Source organism: Streptomyces coacervatus (genome assembly GCF_029223485.1).
In the GTDB taxonomy this organism is placed as follows: Bacteria; Actinomycetota; Actinomycetes; order Streptomycetales; family Streptomycetaceae; genus Streptomyces; species Streptomyces coacervatus.
In genome coordinates, this window is record NZ_JARHTP010000004.1 from 202784 (window position 1) to 223707 (window position 20924).

Genomic DNA, 20924 nt, shown 5'->3' on the forward strand with positions numbered 1-20924 from the left:
CAGGTGGGGGAGATGACAGCGTTGTCGGCGATCCTGATCCCTTCCACCCCGCACAGGTGAACAAAAGGTCATGAGCAGGTATCGGGCGGCCACCCGCCGTTCGGCGGGCAGGTTCCGCCGGACGGCGGCGGTCCGCAGGGCAGCCGGTGCGTGAATCATGACGGCCAGAGCCGCCGCGCCGTGCGTGAGGAGAGAGTCATGACCCAGGTACCGCCCCCGTTCGACCCCGAACTCGCCGCAGCACTCGAGCTGATCAAGGATGTGGTGCACCCCGGCCTCACCCTCGACGAGATCGACGCGGTGCGCCAGGGGCCGGGCATCGAGATGCTGGCCCAGCTCGACCTGACCGCGGGCGGGTTCTTCGAGGTCGAGGACCGCACCGTGCCCGGCCCCGAGAACGCCCCCGAGATCTCCCTGCTGATCTGCCGCCCCGCCGCCCCGTCGACCGCCGGTCCACGGCCCGTCGTCTACCACGTCCACGGTGGCGGCCTGATCATCGGCAACAACCGGGTCGGTGTGGACGTACCCCTGGCGTGGGCGCAGGCGCTGGACGCGGTCGTGGTGTCCGTGGAGTACCGGCTGGCACCGGAGCATCCGTACCCGGCACAGATCGAGGACGTGTACGCCGGTCTGCTGTGGACGGCGGAACACGCCGAGGAGCTCGGCGCCGACCCGGAGCGGATCGTGGTCGCGGGTGCCAGCGCGGGCGGCGGGCTGAGCGCCGCGCTGGCCCTGCTCACCCGGGACCGCAAGGGCCCGCGCCTGATCGGCCAGGTGCTGATGTGCCCGATGCTGGACGACCGCAACGACACTCCGTCCACGTACCAGATGGCGGGTCTCGGCGTATGGGACCGCACGGCCAACGAGACCGGCTGGACGGCGCTGCTCGGCGAGGAGCGCGGCGGCCCCGGCGTGTCCCCGTACGCCGCGCCCGCCCGCGCGCAGGACCTGACCGGTCTGCCTCCGGCCTTCCTGGACGTCGGTTCCGCGGAGACCTTCCGCGACGAGACCGTGGCCTACGCCTCCCGGATCTGGCAGGCCGGCGGGGTGGCCGAGCTGCATGTGTGGCCGGGAGGCTTCCACGGCTTCGACGGCTTCGCCCCGCAGGCGACGCTCTCCCAGTCGGCTCGGGCGGCTCATCTGGACTGGCTGCGCAGGCTGCTGGCGCAGTGACGGGTGCGGGCGGCGCGGTCAGGAGGGTTCCTCGGCCGCCGCTCCGGCGCGGTTTCCGAGCAGTCTGAGGCCCAGCGGGGTCACGCTGTGCAGGACGTACTTGCCGTCGCGGCGGCTGGTGACGAGGCCGGCCTCGCGCAGCACGCCGAGCTGCTGGCTCGCGGAGGGCACGGACACCACGACCGTCCCGGCCAGCGCCGAGGTGGAGGCGAAGCCTCGCGTGGCGGTCTCGTACAGCAGGGCCGCGCGGGTGGGTCCGAGGAGTCGGGCGAGCTGGTCCGGGGCGGTGGGCGTGTCCGGGACGACGGTCTTGTCGACCGGGTAGACCAGGACCGGCAGCAGGGCCTCGTCGAGCAGCGAGACGGGCCGCCGCCAGCAGAAGTACGAGGGCACCAGCAGCAGGCCGCGGCCTTCGAGGCGCAGGTCGCGGTCGACCGGGTAGTCCACCTCCATGACGGGGGCCTGCCAGCTGATCATCGGGCGGAACGTCTCCAGCAGCGCCCTGACGCCGCCGGTCGCCAGCACCCCCGAGCGCCAGGCGACGTCGGCCGCCACGGCGGTCTCGATGCGCTGCCACACCGGTCCGACGAACACCTCGTGGTAGGTGAGCAGTTCGCTGCCCAGCCGCTCCAGCGCCGCGACCTCACCCCGGGCGAGCTCGTCGGCCGCGGCGGGCGCACCGGCGTGGATCGTCAGCAGTCCGATCTCGGTGCGTAATCGGCCGCGGGGAGTGCTGAGCACCCGGTCGATGCCCGCGTGCACGCCGCCGGTCTGCGGTACGGGAGGCGGGGTGAGGAAGTCTGGGAAGTACCGGGAACGCGGCACGAGTTCGCACAGGGCGCGGACGGCGTCGCGCGCCTCGCCGCCCCGCCGGATCCGTCCGGTGGCCTCCCTTCGCCACGCCCCGAAGGCGATACGGCCGTCACGGTCCTGGAGGCGGCACAGACTGCAGACGATCTCCCACAGCGGGTCGGGTCCGTGGGCGATCCGTATGGTCTCCAGATCCCGGGCGGTGCAGTGGATGCGTAACAAGGTTCCTCCCTTGTCGAAGCGCCATGCACATGAAATTTCCCGGTGAGTTCGACAGGTCCCCGGACGGGAAAGTTGCCGGTGGGCAGGGATTTGGCGGAAAGAGTCTGCTGGGTCGTTTCGGTCCCAGCCAAAGTGACGTGACGCCCGTCAGCTGCGTGACGAGAGTTGTCCGCGCCGCCCGGCCCACGCGCAAGTCGGGCCGGGACGCATTCACTCAGACCGACCGCTTGGGGGAACACCATGGCTTTCCGCAGCAAGGCGACCGCGGTGACGCTCGCCGCACTGTGCGCCGTCGCCGGCCTCGCCGGCACCGCCTCCGCATCGTCGTCCGGCGCGAACGCGTGCGGCGGCAACAACTCCTGCGCGACCGTCGGGGGCGTGACCGGTCACGCCTCGGCCAACAACGGCGGCAACGACTGCGCCTCGGGGAACCTGTGCCTGTACACGGGCGCGAACTTCACGGGGACGCGGTTCGACCTGTACACGTGCAAGCAGTACTCACTGTCCCAGTGGAACGGGACCGGCTCGGACTACAACAACCAGACCGGCGGTGCCGTGGCGACGTACTACGGCCAGAGCGGCAACCAGCTGTACACCCTGGCCGCCGGCTGGACCTTCCCTTCGCACGACTTCAACCCCGTCTGGTCGGTGCGCAACTGCTGACGCCTGCCGTCCGCTGACCGCACCAGAGTCCGGCCGCACCGCCCACGCGGGTGCGGCCGGACTGTCACGGGCGCTCCTCAGGGAGTGCGCCATGGCGCATGATGGCCGTATGAAAGAGCTGGCCGGGCGCCTGACCGCGCTGGATCCCGACGCCGGTGCCGCCGTCCGGGTCATCGCCTACTTCGACCGGCTGGCCGAGACCAGGGCCGGTCTTGAGGCCCTGGTGCGCGGGGCGGCCGTGCTGGCCGGATGTCCTGCGCGGCTCGTCGATGCGGGCCGACGTGTACGGGTGCGGGTCGAGCCCGACGGCGCACGCAAGGACACCGAGGCGCCGCCGGACGCGGACTGGCCGTGCGCGGCACTGGAGCCCGGCGGTGCCCCGGCCCTCTGGCTGGAGCGGGCGGGGAGCGAGCCGAGCGTCGTGGACGCGGTGATCCTGGAGCGTGCCGCCGGTGCGATACGGCTGGTGCTCGACCGCACCCGGGGCCGCGCCCCGGCCTCCCCCGCGGACGACCCGGCACTGGTCGAGACGCTGCTGGACGCCACGGTGCCCGAGCCGGCGCGGCTGCACGCGGCCCGCCGCCTCGGTATCGACCCCGCAGATACGGCCGTGGGGATCCGCGCCCTCGCTCCCGGCGACGGGCGGCCCCGCATCCTGCCAGCCCGGGCGGGCGGCCGCCCCGCCGACGCCGAACTGCCCGCCGGCCGACTCGGCGTGGGCCCCGCCGTCCCCGTGCTCGACCTGCCGGATTCCTGGGCCGCCGCCCGGACCGCCCTGCGGTTCACGGCCGACGGCTCCCCGCACGACCCCGGCCCGCGGGTGGTGTACGCCGACGACCTGGGCGGCATCGCACTGCTCGCCGACCTCGTCGCACCGGGCGCCGAGCCGCCGCCCGATGTACGCGCCCTGGAAGCGGCGGCGGGTGCGATGCCCGGGCTGCTGGCCACCCTGCACGCCGTGGCCGCCACCCCGAGTCAGCGCGCGGCGGCCGCCGAGATCAATGTGCACCACTCCACGCTCCAGGACCGCCTGACCCAGGCCGAGCACCTGCTCGGCTGGCCGCTGCGCACCCCGCAGGGCCGACTCAGGCTCCAACTGGCTCTGACGATGCGGCACTTGGCGCGGTCGTAGCGCCATTTCGCATGCGGTTCACCGGAACTCGTGGACCACCTGGATCTCGCCGTCGACGTGGGCGTTGAACTCGTCGAGTTCCTCGGCCGGCACCCACTTCGTCACCCCCTTCGAGGTCGACACGGAGTTCCTGAGCCGGTACCCCGTGCAGCAGGCCGGCGGCGAGACGATCCTCGACGGCCATGGCGTTCGCTTTCCGGAGGGATCGGCCGCCGGTGCGGCCGGTCGGAAGCCCGGACGATACCGGCGGGGCCGGTGCGGCGGCCAAGGAGATTCGGGCGGCGGGTCGGCTCCCGGCGGCTACCGCAGGGCAAAGGAGGCCCGGTGCTGCCAGTCGGTGCCGTCGTGGACCACGAGGTCGACCGTGGGCACCCGTGCTGTGAAGGGGAGGCCGGGGCGCAGGCCGGCCTCGATCTCGTCCAGTACGGCCTCGTCCTGGCCCTGGGCGACCGTCAGATGCGGGAGGGGCGCGTACTTTCCGCCGTACGGCGGGGCCTCGGGCCAGCGGTCGACCACCGCCTCGGTGAGCCTGCGGAACGGCGCGTCCGGGGCGGGTGCGAGGTAGAGCACCCCGGGAAACCGTCCGGAGTGCTCGAAGCGCACGTCGAAGGAGCGGTGCCGCCCGAAGATCTCGTCCAGGGCGGCGCAGGTCCCGGCGTCGACGAGGGAGGCGGGCAGGAACGGGAAGAGCACGGTGACATGGGCCGGCACACCGGCTCGGGCCGCGGGGTCGTAGCGGTCCCGCCAGGCCCGGACGGAGGGCTCCGCCTCCGGCACGGGCACGACGAGCGCCGTCTGCCCCGCCGTAAAACGCTCGGATCGGTCGTCTGCCATGCCATGGGTGTACCAGCCGGATCACCGTGGCGGCCACGGGACACCACTTGCATGCGCGCCCTACATGCCCCCGCCGACAATTTCACCCGTGGCCTATCCTGGATCACAGCCACTTCTGGACGGAGGACTCAGCCCATGACCGCAACGGACCCGGCGCTCACCGCCCTCGCCCAGGGCTGGTGCGCCCTCTCGCTGCTGCACGGCAGGATCGAGGCCCACATCGAGCGGGCCCTGCAGGCCGGGCACCACCTGAGCGTGCGCGAGTACTCCCTGCTGGACGTGCTGAGCCGGCAGCACGACGGGGAGGGCGGGCATCTGCAGATGAAGCAGGTCGCCGACGCGGTCGTGCTCAGCCAGAGCGCCACGACCCGGCTGGTCACACGCCTGGAGGACCGCGGGCTGCTGACCCGGTACCTGTGCCCCACCGACCGGCGCGGCATCTACACCAACGTCACCGAGGCCGGCCTCAAGCTCCTGGAGGAGGCCCGCCCGACCAACGAGGCGGCCCTGCGCGAGGCGCTCGACGAGGCCGCGCAGAACCCGGAGCTCGCCCCACTCGTCAAGGCGGTCGAGACGCTCCGCGTGCCTGTCTGACCCACACCGAGGCCCCCGTAAGCACTGTCGCGGGGGCTTTCGCATGGGCGACTGCTTGCAGACGCGCTCTACACGCCCAGACACTCATTGCCGCTTGAATTTATACCGCGTCTGCAATTATTGTCTACGCTCGTAAGCGTCATACGCAATCCCCTCTGGAAGGTGCACCCCATGCCTCTCGCCCTCCTGGCCCTGGCCATCGGGGCCTTCGGGATAGGCACCACCGAATTCGTGATCATGGGCGTGCTGCCCGAGGTCGCGGGTGACTTCGGTGTCTCCATCCCCACCGCCGGCTGGCTCGTCTCCGGCTATGCCCTGGGCGTCGTCCTCGGCGCGCCCCTGCTGACGGTCCTGGGAACCAAGGTCTCCCGCAAGAAGATGCTCATGTTCCTCATGGGCCTGTTCGTGGTGGGCAACACGCTGTCCGCGTTCGCACCCACCTTCGGCGTCATGCTCGCCGGCCGGGTGATCGCCTCGCTCGCGCACGGCGCGTTCTTCGGTATCGGTTCCGTGGTCGCGGCCGGTCTGGTCGCGCCGGAGAAGAAGGCTTCCGCGATCTCCCTGATGTTCACGGGGCTGACCGTCGCCAACATCGTGGGCGTCCCGCTGGGCACCTACGTCGGCCAGTCCGCCGGGTGGCGGGTCACCTTCACCGGTGTGGCCGCGCTCGGCATCGTCGGTCTGCTCGGGGTGGCCAGGCTCGTGCCCGAAACGGGCCGGCCCGACGGCGGCGACGTCCGTAGCGAGTTCGCCGCCTTCCGCAACGTCCAGGTGTGGCTCGCGATGGCGATGACGGTCCTCGGCTACGGCGGTGTCTTCGCGGCGATCACCTACATCACGCCGATGATGACCGAGGTCGCCGGTTACTCGGCGGGGGCGGTGACCTGGCTGCTGGTGCTGTTCGGGGCCGGGATGTTCCTGGGGAACCTGGTCGGCGGCCGGTTCGCCGACCGCGCCCTCATGCCCATGCTGTTCACCGCTCTCGGCGCCCTCTCCCTGGCGCTGCTGCTGTTCACGGCGACCGCCCACAACAAGGTTCTCGCCGCGCTCACTCTCACGTTGATCGGCGCCCTGGGCTTCGCCACCGTGCCTCCGCTGCAGAAATGGGTGCTCGACCAGGCCTCGGCCGCCCCGACGCTGGCATCCGCCGCCAACATCGGCGCCTTCAACCTCGGCAACGCGCTGGCCGCCTGGCTGGGCGGCGTGGTCATCGCGTCCGGGCTCGGCTACACGTCACCGAACTGGGTCGGCGCCCTCCTCTCCGGCACCGCACTGCTCCTCTCCTTCCTGGCGGCCTTCCTCGACCGCCGGACCCGCTCGGCCGGCCGGGTCGTGGCCGGGTCCGCGACGGCCGAGCACATCCCGGCCGCCGCGCAGCACTGATCCACCAACTTGCAAGGAACGCCACGCACATGCCCCTCCCACCGTCTCCACCGTCGCCCTCAACAACGGCGTAGAGATCCCCGGTTCGGCTTCGGCGTCTTCCATGCCGGAGGAGGCAAGGGCCGCCCCGACGCCGGCCGTGTCGATGATTCGGGGATTCGCCACACTGGCCGGGCCCTGGGCTCCCGTACAGGATTCCCTGCAGATCCGGTGCACCTCCGGTCCTACTGGGCCCACTTGGGGGTCCAGGTCTCGCGCCCGGGTCGGATCGTGCCGAGGTGGGCGCGCAGGGCGGTCAGGGCCGGGTGCGGGTTGTCGGCGCGCCAGATCAGGGAGTGGGGGTAGACCGGTGTCGGGTCGTGCAGGGGGATGCGGCGCAGGTCGTGGTCGGCGGGCCAGACGACGCGGGTCTGTTCTCCGACGAAGGTCCCGAGCAGTGCGGAGTCGGCGATGGTGTCGAGAAGCGGCTCGGTGCCGAACTGGGGGCCGGTGACCTCGATGGTGAACCCGAAGGCCGCGGCGAGGTCGTCGTAGAAGGCGGCCCACTCGGTGCCGGCGACGTTGCCGGGCATCCAGATCCGGTGCCCGGCCAGCTGGGCCGGGGTGAGCGTGCGGGCCGCGGCGAGCGGGTGGGCGGGGCCCGTGAGCAGCTCGACGGGTTCGTCGTGGACGCGGGCGGCCTCGATGCCGTCGGGGAGCTGCCGTACCGGCAGGGTGAGGGCGCGGAAGGACGCGTCGATGGTGCCGGAGCGGACGGCGGCAAGGGCCGCGTCGGCGTCGAAGAGGGTCACGACGTCGAGGGCGGTCTCGGGGTGGGCGCGGTGGAAGTCGCGGACCAGGTCGGCGGGTGCGAGCCGGCGGCCGATGACGTCGACGCGCAGGGCCCGGCGGCCGGGGCGTACGGAGGCCGCCGCTCGTTCCTCGGCCCGCAGCAGGTCGCGGGCGTGGGGCAGGAAGACCTGTCCGTCGACGGTGAGGTGCGCTCCGCGTGCCGTGCGGGTGAAGAGCCGTGCCCCCAGGTCCTTCTCCAGGGCGGCCACTCGCTTGGAGACGGCCTGCTGGGTGACCGACAGGGCGAGGGCGGCTTCCCGGAACTGTCCGGCGTCCGCGACGGCCACGAAGGTGCGCACTGCGTCGAGATCCACGGGCCCTTTCTACAACGTCCGGCACCGACGTCACTCACAACTTCTGGTTGTGGAGTGGCACGCGTGTCGGTTGTTTGCCCCGTCGCCTCGTGACCGGCTTTGATGTCGCCGGTCGGCATGCGGGCGAGGCGGGGAGACGGGCATGGGGGCCGGGCAGGCGCTGGGGCGGCGGTTCGGATGGCTGTGGGCTGCGTATGCGGTGAGCACGCTCGGTACCCAGCTCGCCTTCGACGCGTTCTCGCTGATCGCGGTGATCGTTCTGCATGCCGGGGCGACCGAGGTGGCGCTGCTGAAGGCCGCGGGGCTCGCGGTGGGGGCGGCGGTGGCGGTGCCGCTCGGCCCGTGGGTGGAGTTCCGCCGCAAGCGGCCCGTGATGGTGGGGATGGACCTGGTCCGGTTCGTGGCACTGCTCACGATCCCGGTGGCCTTCGTGTCCGGCGGGCTCAGCTTCGTACAACTGCTGGTTGTGTCCGTCGTCGTCGCCGCTGCCGACATCGGCTTCCTCGCGGCCAGTGGAGCTTTCCTGAAGTCGCTCCTCCCCTCGCAGGACCTGCTCACCGCGAACGCCCGCTTCGAGGCGACCCAATGGACCGCCACGGTACTCGGACCGCCGCTGGGCGGGGTGGCGATCGGTGTGTTCGGTCCGGTGACGACCGTCCTGGCCGACGCGGTCAGCTATCTGCTGTCGGCCGTCGGGATCCGGCAGGTCGGCGGGACGGAGAAGCCCCCGGCGCGGACGGGTCCGGCACCGGCCGGCAGCCTGCTCGAAGGCTGGCGTTACATCCTGACCCACCCGGTGCTGCGGCCGCTGTTCTTCAACACTCTCCTGGTCAACGGCCTGATGATGGTGGCGCTCCCACTGCTGGCGGTCCTGATGGTCGGCGACCTCGGCTTCGCGCCCTGGCAGTACGGGCTCGCCTTCTCCGTGCCCTGCCTCGGCGGCCTGGTCGGCTCACGGCTGGCCCGCAGGCTCGTGGCGCGCTACGGGCAGTACCGGGTCCTGCGCACCTCCGGGGTGGTGCGTGCGTGCTGGCCGATCGGTCTCGCCTTGGTGCGGCCCGGCGTCCCGGGGCTGGTGCTCGTCATGGTCGTGGAGCTGGGGGTGATCACCTCGTGCGCTGTCTTCAATCCTGTGTACGCCACCTACCGGCTCCAGCAGACGGACACCGCGCGCGTGTCTCGTGTCCTCGCGGCGTGGTCGGTGACCGGCAAGGCGACGACCGCCGCCCTCACCGCCCTGTGGGGTCTGCTGGCCGGCCTCATCGGGCCGCGCACGGCACTCGCCATCGCCGGTGTCCTGCTGCTGGCCACCCCGCTGCTCCTCCCCCGCCGCATCGCACCCGCTCCGGAGATGGCGCAGGTGCACACCGACGGAGTGGCCTGACCTGGAGACCTCATTGAGGAGTTGCCGCTCAACGCCATGGGCAAGTGTTGAAGGACCAATTGCGATGAGGACGGACGGGAGCCGCGATCCGGCTCCCGCCGGCGAACGGAGATCCCACGTGACGACGAACCAGGCGGCCGGACTGACGGCGGACCTGTCACTCGACCGGATAGAGCGCCTCGACGACGAGATCATCGCGCTCCTCGCACGCCGCCGCGCGATGACCCGGGAACTTCCGGTCCCGGGCCGCGCCCGCGCCGCCGACCCGGCCTTCGCGGAGACCGTACGGGGGACAACAGGCCGCTACCGCAGGGAACTCGGTGGCGCGGGCGAACTCGTCGCCCGCGCGGTCATGGTGCTGTGCGATCCCAGCCGGGAAGCCGGCGGCCGGGAGAACTGACGGCCGGGAGAACCGAAGAAAGCTTCCCTCAGTCGAAGCCCACGTCCGACCCGGCGTGGGCTTCGTCGCGTCGCGCATTGTTGCGTACAAATCCTCGGCATTGTGTCGTCACCTGATGAGGAAGTTCGGGTCGGCCGCGATAAAACCCTGGTCACACATGGGTGCGCCCGCCGTTGACAGGATCTCGCATTTGGCCGTACAAATCTTTGCAGAGGTCCTGTCCGCCGTACGAAGAGCAGGCAACGAACCCCCGGGGGGACCGTTGACAGTCGCCCGCGCCCTCGCCGAGCGGGCCCTGGCCGACACCGTGACCGTCGCGCCGGCCGACGACCCGCACACCGACACGACGACCCATATCTCCGTGGTCACCGTCCCGGCGGTGCTCGCGTCCGTCGGTGACGCCCGGGCGTATCTCGCCGGCGCGGGAGTCATGGCGCGGCTCGGGGCGATGCTCGGCCGGGGGCACTGCGCGGCCGGCTGGCAGGCGATGTGCACCGCGGGTGCCCCGGCCGCCGCGGTCGCGGCCGGGCCGGCGTTCGGCCTGGACGTGACGGGTCTCGCCACCGCGATGGCGCTCGCCGTGCCCGCCGCCGGTGGCGGGCAGGAGGCCTTCGGGACGCACGGCAAGTCGCTGCAGGTCGGGTTCGCGGCCGACGCGGGCGTACGGGCCGCACGGCCGGCGCGGGCGGGTGCCACCGCCGATCCGCGGGCGCTGGACGGTCGGCTGGAGCGGGTCGGCGGCACGCCCGGCACGGACTTCCCCGCCGTTCCGGCCGTCCCCGGGGGCCCGGCCGTCAAGCTCTTCCTCTGCTGCTACGCCATGCAGCGGCCCATCGCCGCCCTGCGCGAGGTGCGCGAGGTGCGCGACCGGGTCCGCGGCGAGGTCACCGCCGTCACCGTGAGCACACCGGCGGGGACCGTCCACCCGCTCATCCACGACCGCCCGGCGACCGTTCTGGGAGGCAAGTTCTCGCTGCCGTACGCGGTGGCGGCGGTACGGCGGTGCGCAGCGCGGACGCTCGTCGAACGCGTCCGCGCCGACCGGCTGCAGGGCGAGACCAGCTCCCTCCTCGACGGCCGGGTCTCCCTGCGCATCGACCTCGCCGACGGCAGCGAGGTGCACACCGGGCTGGCGCTGCCGCCCGGCGCGCCCGGGCGCCCGCTGTCCGACGCCGACCTGTGCGCCAAGGCCGCCGCCTGCGAACCGGACGTACCGGCGCTGCTGGACGGACTGACGTGGGCCGGCGCGGCTGAGGTGCCGCAGACGCACTTCCCGTACTTCGCTCACGACCCGCACTCCCCGAACGAGGGCCAGGAGGCATGACGGTGTACCAGCTTCCCCTGTCCGGCATCACGGTGGTCAGCCTTGAGCAGGCGGTGGCCGCTCCCTACGCCACCCGGCAGCTCGCCGATCTCGGCGCCCGGGTCATCAAGGTGGAGCGGCCGGGCGAGGGCGACTTCGCGCGCCGCTACGACACCACGGTGCACGGCCACTCCAGCTATTTCGTCTGGCTCAACCGCTCCAAGGAGTCCCTCACGCTGGACCTGAAGGATCCGCGCGGCATGGAGATCCTCCACCAACTCCTCGACGGCGCCGACGTGTTCGTACAGAATCTCGCGCCGGGAGCCGCCGACCGCCTGGGCCTCGGCGTCGACGCGCTCGCCGAGCGCCGGCCGCGGCTGATCCCGTGCACGATCTCCGGATACGGCACGACCGGGCCATGGGCCGACCGCAAGTCGTACGACCTGCTGGTGCAGTGCCAGACCGGCCTGGTCTCCCTCACCGGAACCGCGGAGGAGACCGCCCGGGTCGGGATCTCCGTCGCCGACATCGCCGCCGGGATGTACGCCTATTCGGGCATCCTCACCGCCCTGTACACACGGGCCACCACTGGCCGGACGCACCCGGTGGAGGTGTCCCTGTTCGAGGCGCTGGCGGAGTGGATGGGCCAGCCCGCGAACTACACGCGGTACGGCGGCAGTCAGCCCGCCCGGCTCGGCACCCAGCACGCGACCATCGCACCCTACGGCGCCTTCACCACGGCAGACGGCAAGCAGGTGCTGTTCTCCATCCAGAACGAGCGCGAGTGGGCCGCCCTGTGTACGGACTTCCTGGGGCAACCGGAGTTGACGAACGATCCGCGCTTCGCCACGGGTTCCGACCGCGTCGCGCACCGCGACCGGCTCAACGCGATCGTCGCCGAGCGCTGTGCCCGCTCCGGAGCCGAGGAGATCCTCAAGGACCTGGAGGAGAACGGCATCGCCTGCGCCGGGGTCAACGACGTCGCCGCGTTCCTGGACCACCCGGTGCTGGCCGCCCGCGAGCGCTGGCGCGAGGTGGCCGTGCCCGGCGCGACGGTACAGGCGCTGCTCCCACCGGCCGACCTCGCGGGCGTCCCGGCACGCATGGATCCCGTGCCGGCGGTGGGTGAGCACACGGACGCGATCCTCACCGGCCTCGGCCTCGCCGCCGACGACATCGAGGCGCTGCGCGCCGACGCCGTCATCTGACCCCCGACGATGTGGAGTTGCCCCCGATGAGCGTCCTGGACATCCTCTCCGACGACGAACGACTCGTCGTCCGGACCGTGCGCGACTTCGTCGACAAGGACGTCAGGCCCGTCGTCCAGGAGCTGGAGCACGCCGATACCTATCCGGAGAACCTCATCGAGCGGATGAAGGAACTCGGTATCTACGGCCTGGCAATCCCGGAGGAGTACGGCGGCAACCCGGTTTCCACACCGTGCTTCGTACTCGTCACCGAGGAACTCGCGCGTGGCTGGATGAGTCTGGCCGGAGCGATGGGCGGCCACACCGTCGTGTCCAAACTCCTGCTGCTGTACGGCACCCAGGAGCAGAAGCGGCGGTATCTGCCGAGGCTGGCGACCGGGGCGGTGCGGGCCACGATGGCGCTGACCGAGCCGGGCGGCGGTTCGGACCTGCAGGCGTTGACGACCGTCGCGCGCCGCGAGGGCGGGGAGTACGTCGTCAACGGTGCCAAGACCTGGATCACCAGTTCCCGCCGCTCCGGCCTGATCGCGCTGCTGTGCAAGACCGACCCTGCCGCCAGCCCCCGCCATACGGGCATCTCGGTCCTGCTGGCCGAGCACGGCCCGGGCCTCGTCGTCTCCCGCGACCTGCCCAAACTCGGCTACAAGGGCGTCGAGAGCTGCGAGTTGTCCTTCGAGGACCACCGCGTACCGGCCGACGCGCTGTTGGGCGGCGCGGAGGGCCACGGCTTCGGCCAGATGATGAAGGGGCTGGAGACCGGGCGGCTCCAGGTGGCCGCCCGGGCGCTCGGCGTGGGGCGGGCGGCCCTGGAGGACTCGTTGCGCTACGCACAGCAGCGGGAGTCGTTCGGCAAGCCGATCTGGCGGCACCAGTCCATCGGCAACTACCTGGCCGACATGGCGACCAAGCTCACGGCCGCCCGTCAGCTGACGCTGCACGCGGCCCGTGAGGCCGACGCCGGGCGCCGGGTCGACATGGAGGCGGGCATGGCGAAGCTGTTCGCGTCGGAGACGGCGATGGAGATCGCGCTCAACGCCGTGCGGATTCACGGCGGTTACGGCTATTCCACGGAGTTCGACGTCGAGCGGTACTTCCGGGACGCCCCCCTGATGATCGTCGGCGAGGGAACGAACGAGATCCAACGGAACGTCATCGCGGCGCAGTTGGTGGCCAGAGGCGGTCTCGATGGCTGAACGGGATGGTCTTGATGGCTGAGCAACCGCAGCGGGAGAGCACGTACTCGCGGCTCGGAAGAGAGTTGCGGACGGCGATCCTTCGGCACGACTATCCGGACGGGGTCCGGCTGCCCACCGAGGCCGAGCTGGCCGTGACGTACGGGGTGAGTCGGCAGACCGTGCGCCGGGCGTTCCAAGACCTCGTCACCGAGGGACTGGTCCACCGGGTGCCGGGGCGCGGGACGTTCGCCACGCCCCGCGGGGAGCAGTATCTACGGCAGTTCGGTTCGGTGGACGACCTGATGGGGCTGTCCATCGACACGCGCATGGACGTCGTGACCCCCCTGCATCGGCGGGTCGACGTCGACGCGGCGGGGCGACTGGGCCTCAACACGGACCGGGTGCACAAGCTGGCTTTCCTACGGGTGCATGAGGACGTCGCGTTCTGCCACACGTCGGTCTGGCTGCCGCCCGCCGTAGGCCAACTGCTGGAATCCATGGACGAGTTGACGCTGCCGGGCACACCCAGCGCCTTCACCGTCATCGGTCTGCTCGACCAGCGGCTGCCGGAACCGATCGCCGAGGCCGAGCAGAGCATCACCGTCGCAGAAGCCACGCCGGAGATCGCCGGACACCTGGGCTGTGAACCGGGCCGCGCCCTGCTGCGCATCGACCGCGTCTACCAGACGGTCGCCGGTCAGCTCGTCGAACTGGCCATCAGCCACTTCCTGCCCGAGCACTACTCGTATCGCGTGCGGCTGCGGCGCAGCGGTCGGTGATACGGCTCGCGGAAACCCTGGTGGTGCACCTCTGGCTCACCAGGGCAGCCGCCCGTTGACGTCGAAGTAGCCGCCTGTCGGGCCGTCGGGCGCGACCTGCGCCATGCGCACGATGATCTCGGCGGCCTGCTCGACGGTCTGCGTGCCCGTGTTGCCGTTGAGGTCCGTCTTGGTGAAGCCGGGCTCGACGGAGTTGATCCGCATGGTCGGGAACGCCTTCGCGAACTGCACGGTGAGCATGTTGAGCGCGGTCTTGGACGTCGGGTAGGCGATGCCCGGGTAGAAGTGCGCGGGGTGGTCCGGGTCGGAGAGGTGGGTGAGCGAGGCAAGGCCGCTGCTGACGTTGACCACGACCGGCGCGGCCGAACGCTGCAGCAGGGGCAGGAAGGCGTGGGTGACGCGGACGACGCCGAAGACGTTCGTCTCGAAGGTGTTGCGCATCTGGTCGGCGGTCACGGTCTCGGCAGTGGGCACGCCGTTGCCCTCGCCCCGGGTCTCGATCCCGGCGTTGTTGATCAGGACGTCGAGCCCGCCGTCGGCCTCGATCGTCTTGGCCGCGGCTTCGACCGTGGCGTCGTCGGTGACGTCGAGGAGGACGAAGCGTGCGCCCAGCTGCTCGGCGGCCCGGCGTCCGCGCTCGGCGTCGCGGGCGCCCACGTACACGGTGTGACCTGCGGCGATGAGCCGGCGGGCGGTCTCGTGGCCGATGCCCTTGTTGGCTCCGGTGATCAGTGTTGTCGTCATGCGTCCAGCCTGCGGCGCTCCTCCTCGATCAGCCAGGAGACCCTTCTTCCTGGGACTCGGAGTACCAGGCACATGCACGGCCCACGGTGTTCACTGGGGGCATGACGGTGACGGAACTCGGACAGGCGCTGCGCCGCTGGCGCGACCGGGTCTCCCCGGAGGCGGCGGGGCTGCCCTTGGGCGGTCATCGGCGCGCGGCCGGTCTGCGGCGCGAGGAGCTGGCTCTGCTGGCCGGGATCTCGGTCGACTACATCACGCGGCTGGAACAGGGCCGGGCGGCGCATCCCTCCGGGCAGGTCGTCGAGGCGCTGGCCCGGGCGCTGCGGCTGTCGTCGGACGAGCGGGCCCATCTGTTCCGGCTGGCGGAGCTGGTGCCACCCGGCCCGGACGTGGTGCCCGCGTACATCACCCCGAGCGTCCAGCGCCTGCTGGACCGGCTGGTGGACACCCCCGTGGGTGTCTCCGACGCGGCGATGACGCTGCTGGTCGCCAACCCGATGTACGCGGCACTGATGGGCGACCCGTCCGGTCTGCGCGGCTTCGAACGCAATGGCGTGTGGCGCAACTTCATGGGCGTGCCCAGCCGGGTCCGGCACGCACCTCAGGAGCTGCCTGCCTTCGAAGCGGGCATGGTCGCCGAACTTCGGGCCACCGCCGTCCGGTATCCCACCGACCGTCAACTGCGCCGCCTGATCACGGAGTTGCGCACCCACAGCCGGCGGTTCGCCGAGCTGTGGGACGCGGGCGTCGTCGGCCGGCTCCAGGCCTCGCGCAAGACGATCGAACATCCGCAGGTCGGCCTGCTCACGCTGGACTGCGACCTCCTTCGGGTGGAGGAGAACGACCTGCACATCCTCGTCTACTCGGCCGAACCGGGCACCGAGGCCGCCGAGAAGCTGGATCTCATCTCCGTGGTCGGCACCCAGAGCCTGGCCGAGAAGCGCTGAGGGCTCCGTGGCTGGTCGCTCCCCCCGGTTCTCGGCTTCGCTCGAACCGGAGGGTCCCGCCGACGCTGGTGCGTGCCGACGACGCCGACCTCCTGCCACAGCCGCTGCTGCGCGAACGGCTTCGCAGCCGGCTGACGCCCACCGCCTGCCGCCCCCTCTACGCGGCTCTCGCCCCGGGGCACCCTAGGCTCCGGGCGCGAGAGCCCGACGTATCGCCCGGGTGACGATCGGGGGCAGCAGATCCACGCCGATGCGGCGCGCCCGGGAGCGGGGGCGACGGGCTGCGGGCGCACGCGTGGGTGCGGGAGTGGGAGCAGGGGTCGGCGTCGGGGCCTTCGGCGCCTCGGGGGCCATGTAGTACCGGGAGTGCGGGAAGGACGGCGGCTGCATCCCTTTCTGGGCGCGGGTGCGGACCAGGCGGTGCCCCGCGGCGTCCTGGACACTCAGCCCGATGTCCGTGCGGTCCCTGAGCATCGCCAGCAGCTCCTCCTGGACGGGCTCCGGATCGTCCCAGGTGCCGTACAGCTTCTGGGTACTGAGACAGATCGGGTGCAGTCCGCGGTTGAGCACGGCCTCCCAGGTGGCGACCGAGACGCCGGGGGTGTGCTCGGAGCGGAAGTCGTCGAGGACGACGATGCCGCCGGGGAGCAGCAGGTCGCGGGCGGCCCCGATGTCGTCGTGGACGTGCTCGTACAGGTGCGAGGCGTCGATGTGCACGAAGCGGCAGCTGTCCGGGGCGACCTCCTTCGGGATCACGGAGGTGGGAGCCTCGAGCACCGTGGGCAGGGCGTCGTGGAAGGCGAGGTAGTTGCGCTCGAAGGCCTGCCGGGTGAGCGAGGAGTACGACTTCGCCGTCTCGGCCTGGTTGGCGCCGTCCGGCGCCTCGCCCCCGAAGAGGTCGCAGACCGTGAACTCCTCGCCGTCCTGCCGGTGTTGGCCCAGCAGAATCGCGCTCTTGCCCATGTAGGCCCCGAGCTCCACCAGGCTTCCCCGGAAGCCGCCGGTCTCCTGCCGCTCGAGGAACCAGGTGAACAGGAGCTGATCCAATGGCGGAAACCAGCCGGGAACGTCTTTCAGCTCGCCGGGGTTCTTGTCGATTGTCTGTGCGGTCACCATGAAGCGAGTCTGCTCGCTGCGCACAGGACAAACTGACTCCCGACTTAACGCCGGGTGAACAGCTCACCGATCCTGCTGCCGACCCCGGCCTCACACCGACAGACCGTGCAGGACATCCGTCACCCGGGTGGGGTCCTCGGGGGGTGAGGGCGTCGGCCTCCGCGATCATGCGGTCCTGGAGCTGTGTGGCGACGGACGCGAGGTCACGGCGGTCGGAGGTTCGCCAGTTGGGTTGCAGTACGGCCAACAGAACGCGGCACCACGGGACCGCCGAGCCGGACAGCGCGCCGTACGACGCCGGTGACGCGGCGATCGAAGTCGTCCAGAGTGAGGGCGGCGACGGGTGGTCGACCGCGACAACGCGATGACCGCGCAGGGCCGGCTCCCCGCCGATCGCCGTCCCGAACGCACCGGCGCTGTGTGTTCCAGGGACCAGGACGTACGTGCGCACGCCGGTGCGGCGGCGGGCAGGCATCCGGCCGAGGTCGGCCTCGGCCGCGTTCGTGTCGTTGTCAGCCATGGACACGACGCCACGAAGGCGTGCGGCGCCCCACCACGGTCCTGGGCACCCGGCCGTCGGTGCATCTACGAACACCCCTGAGATGTCGGTCCCCCCGAGTACGCTGCTCTCGTCCAGCACATCTGCGAGAACGACGGTCTCAACGGTGAGGCGATCCGCCTGGACGGGGCGCTGCGGTTCCCTCGAAGTGACGGTCAGGTGGATTCGCGGACCACCAGCCGGCACGGCACCGTGTGCAGCCCCGGCACCGGCGCGGAGTCGATGGCCTCCAGCAGCTTCAGGGCGGCGATGCGGCCGATCTCTGTGAGGTCCATGTCGATCGTGGTCAGCGGCGGGCGGCAGGCCAGGGCCATGGTGTCCCAGTTGTCGTAGCCGACGACCGCGATCCGACCGGGTACGTCCACGCCCCGCTCGCGCAGTGCGTCGGCCACACCTCGGGCGATCTGGTCGTTGCCGCAGAAGACGGCGTCCGTGTCGGGTGCCGTGCGCAGGACGGCGTCGGCGGCCCGGCGGCCCCAGGCCTCGCTCCACTCCCCGAAGTGGACCCGCCCGGTGGCGAGTCGGAGGGAGGAGCGCTCCAGCAGGTCGACCGCGTGGCGGGCGCGGTCACGGGCGGCCGCGTGGTGTTCGGGGCCCGTGACATGGGCGATCCTCGTGCGGCCGGTCGCAAGCAGGTGCTCGACGGCGAGGTGGGCGCCGCCCCGGTCGTCCGAGACCACCGAGGTGTCGGCGGGGTCGGTGGACGGGGAGAGGGCGTAGACGACCGGGATGCCGTCGAGGCCCTTCAGGGGCGGGCGCGGATCGGTGCGGCGGCCGGTGACGATGATGCCGTCGACCCGGCGGTCCATGAGGTTGCGCAGGTGGTGCTGTTCGCGGATGGTGTCGCCCCGGGTGTCGCACAGCAGCACCGAGATCTTCCCGGCGCCCAGCGCGTCCTCGGCGCCCAGCAGTACCGGCGTGCTGAAGCGGCCGATGCCGTCCGTGGTCATCAGCCCGACCGTCCAGCTGCGCCCGGTGTGCAGGCTCTGCGCATGCTGGTTGGGGCGGAAGCCGAGTGTCTCCACGGCGTCCAGCACCCGCTGCCGGGTCTCCGGGCGCATCCGGCCGCTGCCGCTCAGCGCCTTGGAGGCGGTGCCGACGCTGACGCCGGCGAGGGCGGCGACGTCGGCGAGCCTCGCCCGGCCGGTGGAGGTGGAGCGCGGAGCGGCTTCGGTCACGGGCAATCCTTTTCTCAGTGGTCGTTCCTCGTCAAGTGCGGTACGGACCATGGTGGCAGGCGGCCGTATGGAGTACCAGTCCTTGAGCAACAAGAGAAAACTCGTGCAGAACTCTTGACCGCGATTCCCCGGCTCCACTCTACTCATCGGCGAGGAAAACGGTTGCTCATCGTTTTGCTCAGCTGTTGCCCCGCCGCCCCGCCATCCCCCTCCCGGAGAGCCATGCCCCGCACCCGCTCCACCCAGCCCTCCCCCGCCGGCCCGGTCCGTCTCGGCCCCGATGCCCGTGCCGCCCTGCGTCCCGCCGTCGTGGAGGTGGGCGACGGGTTCTGGCACACCCGCCGGCAGGTCAACGCACTCACGTCCATCCCGCAGGGTCCCGGCCTGCTGGAGTCCGCGGGCAATCTGCACAACCTGCGGCTGGCGGCGGGCGCGGCCGAGGGCGAGTTCGAGGGCGGGTACCCGTTCGTGGATACGGACGTCTACAAGTGGCTGGAGGCCGCGGCCTGGCAGCTGGCCCAACAGCCCTCGGCGGAGCTGGAATCCGAACATCGTTCGGGGCTGGAATCCGACGTGGAGCGGATCATCTCCCTGGTCGCCGCCGCCCAGCAGCCGGACGGCTATCTCAACACCTGGTTCCAGCTGGTCAAGGGCGGTGAGCGCTACCAGGACCTGCGCTGGGGGCACGAGCTGTACTGCGCGGGCCATCTCATCCAGGCGGCGGTCGCCCACCACCGGGCCACCGGACGCGGTGAACTCCTAGACGTGGCACGCAGGTTCGCGGATCACATCGACTCGGTCTTCGGCCCGCCCGGCAGCGGCAAGGAGATCGACGGCATCGACGGCCACCCCGAGGTCGAGACCGCCCTGGTCGAGCTGTACCGGGAGACCGGCGAGCACCGCTATCTGGACCTCGCCGGCTACTTCGTCGACCGGCACGGCCACGGTCTGCTCGGCGGCGAGGCCTACTGCCAGGACCGGGTCCCGGTGCGCGAGGCGACGAACGTCGAGGGCCATGCCGTACGGCAGTTGTATCTGCTGGCCGCTGCGACCGACCTCGCCACCGAGACCGGGGACGCCGAACTCCGCGCTGCCGCCGAGCGGTTGTGGCAGGCCATGACCACCACCAAGACCCACCTCACGGGCGGCCTCGGCGCGCACCACGACGAGGAGGACTTCGGTGACCCGTACGAACTCCCCAACGAGCGCGCCTACTGCGAGACCTGCGCCGCCATCGCCTCCGTGCAGTGGAGCTGGCGCATGGCCCTGCTCACCGGCGAGGCCCGCTACGGCGACCTGATCGAGCGCACCCTCTTCAACGGTTTCCTCGCCGGGGTGTCGCTGGACGGCGAGCGCTGGCTGTACGTCAACCCGCTGCAGGTCCGCGACGGCCACACCGACCCCGGCGGCGACCAGTCGGCCCGCCGCACCCGCTGGTTCCGCTGCGCCTGCTGCCCGCCGAACGTGATGCGGCTGCTGGCCGGCCTGGAGCACTATCTCGCCACCGGCGACGACGACGGCCTGCAGATCCACCAGTACGTCACCGGCCGCTACACCGCCGGGCCGATCGCCGTGCGCGCCGGGACCGACTACCCCTGGCACGGCACGATCGCCCTCACCGTCGAGGAGACCCCGGCCGACCGAACCTGGACGCTCTCCCTGCGCATCCCGCAGTGGTGCCGCCAGTTCCGGGTGCGGTGCGGCGAGGAGACGTACGACCAGACCGACGCTCCGGTCGACCAGGGCTGGCTGCGCATCGAGCGCACCTGGGCGCCGGGCGACCAGGTCGTCCTCGAGCTCGGTCTGGAGCCCCGGCTCACGGCGGCCGACCCGCGCGTGGACGCCGTGCGCGGCTGTGCGGCGATCGAACGCGGACCGCTCGTGTACTGCCTGGAGCAGGTCGACCACCCGGGCGGCGGGCTCGACGACATCGTCCTCGACACGACCCGTCCGCTCGCCGTCAAGCACCGCCCGGACCTGCTCGGCGGGGTCACCACGGTGGTGGCGGCCGGGCGGCGGCGCGACATCCCCGATGCGGGGTGGTGGCCGTACCGGTCGGCCGACTCCGATGAAGCCCCCACGGACGGCGAGTCCGTCGAGCTCACGGCGATCCCCTACTACGCCTGGGCCAACCGGCAGGACGGCGCCATGCGCGTCTGGCTGCCCACCTCCTGA

Annotated in this window: 19 protein-coding genes and 1 pseudogene; 14 read left to right on the forward strand and 6 right to left on the reverse strand. The window is 71.5% G+C overall.

Features of this window, described 5'->3' with window-relative positions; translation table 11 throughout:
* Nucleotides 1-198 precede the first annotated feature (198 nt).
* Nucleotides 199-1173: an alpha/beta hydrolase gene (locus P2Q00_RS11815; protein WP_275772149.1), complete on the forward strand. Its 975-nt coding sequence runs from the start codon at nucleotides 199-201 to the stop codon at nucleotides 1171-1173.
* A gap of 18 nt (nucleotides 1174-1191) precedes the next feature.
* On the opposite strand, the gene P2Q00_RS11820 is transcribed toward P2Q00_RS11815, so the two are convergent.
* Nucleotides 1192-2205 carry an ArsR/SmtB family transcription factor gene (locus P2Q00_RS11820; protein ID WP_275772150.1) on the reverse strand — a complete coding sequence of 338 codons (1014 nt, stop codon included), beginning with the start codon at nucleotides 2203-2205 and terminating at the stop codon, nucleotides 1192-1194.
* Between the two features lie 240 nt (nucleotides 2206-2445).
* Here P2Q00_RS11820 and P2Q00_RS11825 point away from each other — a divergent pair, with 240 nt between their 5' ends.
* Both P2Q00_RS11825 and P2Q00_RS11830 read left to right on the forward strand, forming a co-directional pair.
* A complete protein-coding gene (locus P2Q00_RS11825) occupies nucleotides 2446-2868 on the forward strand; it encodes a peptidase inhibitor family I36 protein (protein WP_275772152.1) in 423 nt (140 codons plus the stop codon).
* 109 nt (nucleotides 2869-2977) lie between these two features.
* On the forward strand, nucleotides 2978-4000 hold the full coding sequence (locus P2Q00_RS11830) for a helix-turn-helix domain-containing protein (protein ID WP_275772153.1): 1023 nt from the start codon (nucleotides 2978-2980) through the stop codon (nucleotides 3998-4000).
* Between the two features lie 300 nt (nucleotides 4001-4300).
* On the opposite strand, the gene P2Q00_RS11835 is transcribed toward P2Q00_RS11830, so the two are convergent.
* On the reverse strand, nucleotides 4301-4834 hold the full coding sequence (locus P2Q00_RS11835; RefSeq protein WP_275772154.1) for a 2'-5' RNA ligase family protein: 534 nt from the start codon (nucleotides 4832-4834) through the stop codon (nucleotides 4301-4303).
* Nucleotides 4835-4969: 135 nt separating this feature from the next.
* Here P2Q00_RS11835 and P2Q00_RS11840 point away from each other — a divergent pair, with 135 nt between their 5' ends.
* Both P2Q00_RS11840 and P2Q00_RS11845 read left to right on the forward strand, forming a co-directional pair.
* On the forward strand, nucleotides 4970-5428 hold the full coding sequence (locus tag P2Q00_RS11840; RefSeq protein ID WP_275772155.1) for a MarR family winged helix-turn-helix transcriptional regulator: 459 nt from the start codon (nucleotides 4970-4972) through the stop codon (nucleotides 5426-5428).
* Between the two features lie 171 nt (nucleotides 5429-5599).
* Complete coding sequence (locus tag P2Q00_RS11845; protein ID WP_275772157.1) at nucleotides 5600-6811, forward strand: MFS transporter; 1212 nt, start codon at nucleotides 5600-5602, stop codon at nucleotides 6809-6811.
* 224 nt (nucleotides 6812-7035) lie between these two features.
* Here P2Q00_RS11845 and P2Q00_RS11850 read toward each other — a convergent pair whose 3' ends face one another.
* Nucleotides 7036-7956: a LysR family transcriptional regulator gene (locus P2Q00_RS11850; RefSeq protein ID WP_275772159.1), complete on the reverse strand. Its 921-nt coding sequence runs from the start codon at nucleotides 7954-7956 to the stop codon at nucleotides 7036-7038.
* A 142-nt stretch (nucleotides 7957-8098) separates the two neighbouring features.
* On the opposite strand from P2Q00_RS11850, the gene P2Q00_RS11855 reads away from it, so the two are divergent.
* The 6 genes from P2Q00_RS11855 to P2Q00_RS11880 all read left to right on the forward strand — a co-directional run bounded on the left by P2Q00_RS11855 (nucleotide 8099) and on the right by P2Q00_RS11880 (nucleotide 14205).
* The gene (locus tag P2Q00_RS11855; protein ID WP_275772160.1) at nucleotides 8099-9340 is read left to right on the forward strand and encodes an MFS transporter; all 1242 of its coding nucleotides are present in this window, start codon (nucleotides 8099-8101) and stop codon (nucleotides 9338-9340) included.
* A 118-nt stretch (nucleotides 9341-9458) separates the two neighbouring features.
* Nucleotides 9459-9740 (forward strand): hypothetical protein, encoded by a 282-nt coding sequence (locus P2Q00_RS11860; protein ID WP_275772161.1) that lies wholly within the window; start codon nucleotides 9459-9461, stop codon nucleotides 9738-9740.
* A 262-nt stretch (nucleotides 9741-10002) separates the two neighbouring features.
* Complete coding sequence (locus P2Q00_RS11865) at nucleotides 10003-11064, forward strand: MmgE/PrpD family protein (RefSeq protein WP_275772162.1); 1062 nt, start codon at nucleotides 10003-10005, stop codon at nucleotides 11062-11064.
* Nucleotides 11061-12251 carry a CaiB/BaiF CoA transferase family protein gene (locus P2Q00_RS11870; RefSeq protein ID WP_275772163.1) on the forward strand — a complete coding sequence of 397 codons (1191 nt, stop codon included), beginning with the start codon at nucleotides 11061-11063 and terminating at the stop codon, nucleotides 12249-12251. Before P2Q00_RS11865 ends, P2Q00_RS11870 begins: the two co-directional genes overlap by 4 nt.
* A gap of 26 nt (nucleotides 12252-12277) precedes the next feature.
* Entirely contained in the window at nucleotides 12278-13444 is a 1167-nt protein-coding gene (locus P2Q00_RS11875; RefSeq protein WP_275772164.1) for an acyl-CoA dehydrogenase family protein, read from the forward strand.
* Nucleotides 13445-13458: 14 nt separating this feature from the next.
* Entirely contained in the window at nucleotides 13459-14205 is a 747-nt protein-coding gene (locus P2Q00_RS11880) for a GntR family transcriptional regulator (RefSeq protein ID WP_275772165.1), read from the forward strand.
* Nucleotides 14206-14241: 36 nt separating this feature from the next.
* Here the strand turns inward: P2Q00_RS11880 and P2Q00_RS11885 are convergent, their stop codons facing one another.
* Nucleotides 14242-14949: an SDR family NAD(P)-dependent oxidoreductase gene (locus P2Q00_RS11885; RefSeq protein ID WP_275772166.1), complete on the reverse strand. Its 708-nt coding sequence runs from the start codon at nucleotides 14947-14949 to the stop codon at nucleotides 14242-14244.
* 101 nt (nucleotides 14950-15050) lie between these two features.
* Here P2Q00_RS11885 and P2Q00_RS11890 point away from each other — a divergent pair, with 101 nt between their 5' ends.
* The gene (locus P2Q00_RS11890; RefSeq protein WP_275772167.1) at nucleotides 15051-15896 is read left to right on the forward strand and encodes a helix-turn-helix transcriptional regulator; all 846 of its coding nucleotides are present in this window, start codon (nucleotides 15051-15053) and stop codon (nucleotides 15894-15896) included.
* Nucleotides 15897-16079: 183 nt separating this feature from the next.
* On the opposite strand, the gene P2Q00_RS11895 is transcribed toward P2Q00_RS11890, so the two are convergent.
* Entirely contained in the window at nucleotides 16080-17012 is a 933-nt protein-coding gene (locus P2Q00_RS11895) for a class I SAM-dependent methyltransferase (RefSeq protein ID WP_275772169.1), read from the reverse strand.
* Nucleotides 17013-17622: 610 nt separating this feature from the next.
* Between P2Q00_RS11895 and P2Q00_RS11900 the strand changes: the two are divergent.
* Nucleotides 17623-17715: pseudogene (locus P2Q00_RS11900) on the forward strand (3-hydroxyacyl-CoA dehydrogenase); the annotation flags it as partial.
* An 11-nt stretch (nucleotides 17716-17726) separates the two neighbouring features.
* Here the strand turns inward: P2Q00_RS11900 and P2Q00_RS11905 are convergent.
* The gene (locus tag P2Q00_RS11905) at nucleotides 17727-18749 is read right to left on the reverse strand and encodes a LacI family DNA-binding transcriptional regulator (protein WP_275772170.1); all 1023 of its coding nucleotides are present in this window, start codon (nucleotides 18747-18749) and stop codon (nucleotides 17727-17729) included.
* A 222-nt stretch (nucleotides 18750-18971) separates the two neighbouring features.
* On the opposite strand from P2Q00_RS11905, the gene P2Q00_RS11910 reads away from it, so the two are divergent.
* The gene (locus P2Q00_RS11910; protein ID WP_275772171.1) at nucleotides 18972-20924 is read left to right on the forward strand and encodes a glycoside hydrolase family 127 protein; all 1953 of its coding nucleotides are present in this window, start codon (nucleotides 18972-18974) and stop codon (nucleotides 20922-20924) included.

Coding starts and splice junctions, on each gene's coding strand:
- P2Q00_RS11825 (WP_275772152.1), top strand. CDS start 2,446: ATGGCTTTCCGCAGCAAGGCGACCGCGGTGACGCTCGCCGCACTGTGC.
- P2Q00_RS11815 (WP_275772149.1), top strand. CDS start 199: ATGACCCAGGTACCGCCCCCGTTCGACCCCGAACTCGCCGCAGCACTC.
- P2Q00_RS11870 (WP_275772163.1), top strand. CDS start 11,061: ATGACGGTGTACCAGCTTCCCCTGTCCGGCATCACGGTGGTCAGCCTT.
- P2Q00_RS11845 (WP_275772157.1), top strand. CDS start 5,600: ATGCCTCTCGCCCTCCTGGCCCTGGCCATCGGGGCCTTCGGGATAGGC.
- P2Q00_RS11875 (WP_275772164.1), top strand. CDS start 12,278: ATGAGCGTCCTGGACATCCTCTCCGACGACGAACGACTCGTCGTCCGG.
- P2Q00_RS11835 (WP_275772154.1), bottom strand. CDS start 4,834: ATGGCAGACGACCGATCCGAGCGTTTTACGGCGGGGCAGACGGCGCTC.
- P2Q00_RS11830 (WP_275772153.1), top strand. CDS start 2,978: ATGAAAGAGCTGGCCGGGCGCCTGACCGCGCTGGATCCCGACGCCGGT.
- P2Q00_RS11880 (WP_275772165.1), top strand. CDS start 13,459: ATGGCTGAGCAACCGCAGCGGGAGAGCACGTACTCGCGGCTCGGAAGA.
- P2Q00_RS11885 (WP_275772166.1), bottom strand. CDS start 14,949: ATGACGACAACACTGATCACCGGAGCCAACAAGGGCATCGGCCACGAG.
- P2Q00_RS11840 (WP_275772155.1), top strand. CDS start 4,970: ATGACCGCAACGGACCCGGCGCTCACCGCCCTCGCCCAGGGCTGGTGC.
- P2Q00_RS11895 (WP_275772169.1), bottom strand. CDS start 17,012: ATGGTGACCGCACAGACAATCGACAAGAACCCCGGCGAGCTGAAAGAC.
- P2Q00_RS11855 (WP_275772160.1), top strand. CDS start 8,099: ATGGGGGCCGGGCAGGCGCTGGGGCGGCGGTTCGGATGGCTGTGGGCT.
- P2Q00_RS11890 (WP_275772167.1), top strand. CDS start 15,051: ATGACGGTGACGGAACTCGGACAGGCGCTGCGCCGCTGGCGCGACCGG.
- P2Q00_RS11910 (WP_275772171.1), top strand. CDS start 18,972: ATGCCCCGCACCCGCTCCACCCAGCCCTCCCCCGCCGGCCCGGTCCGT.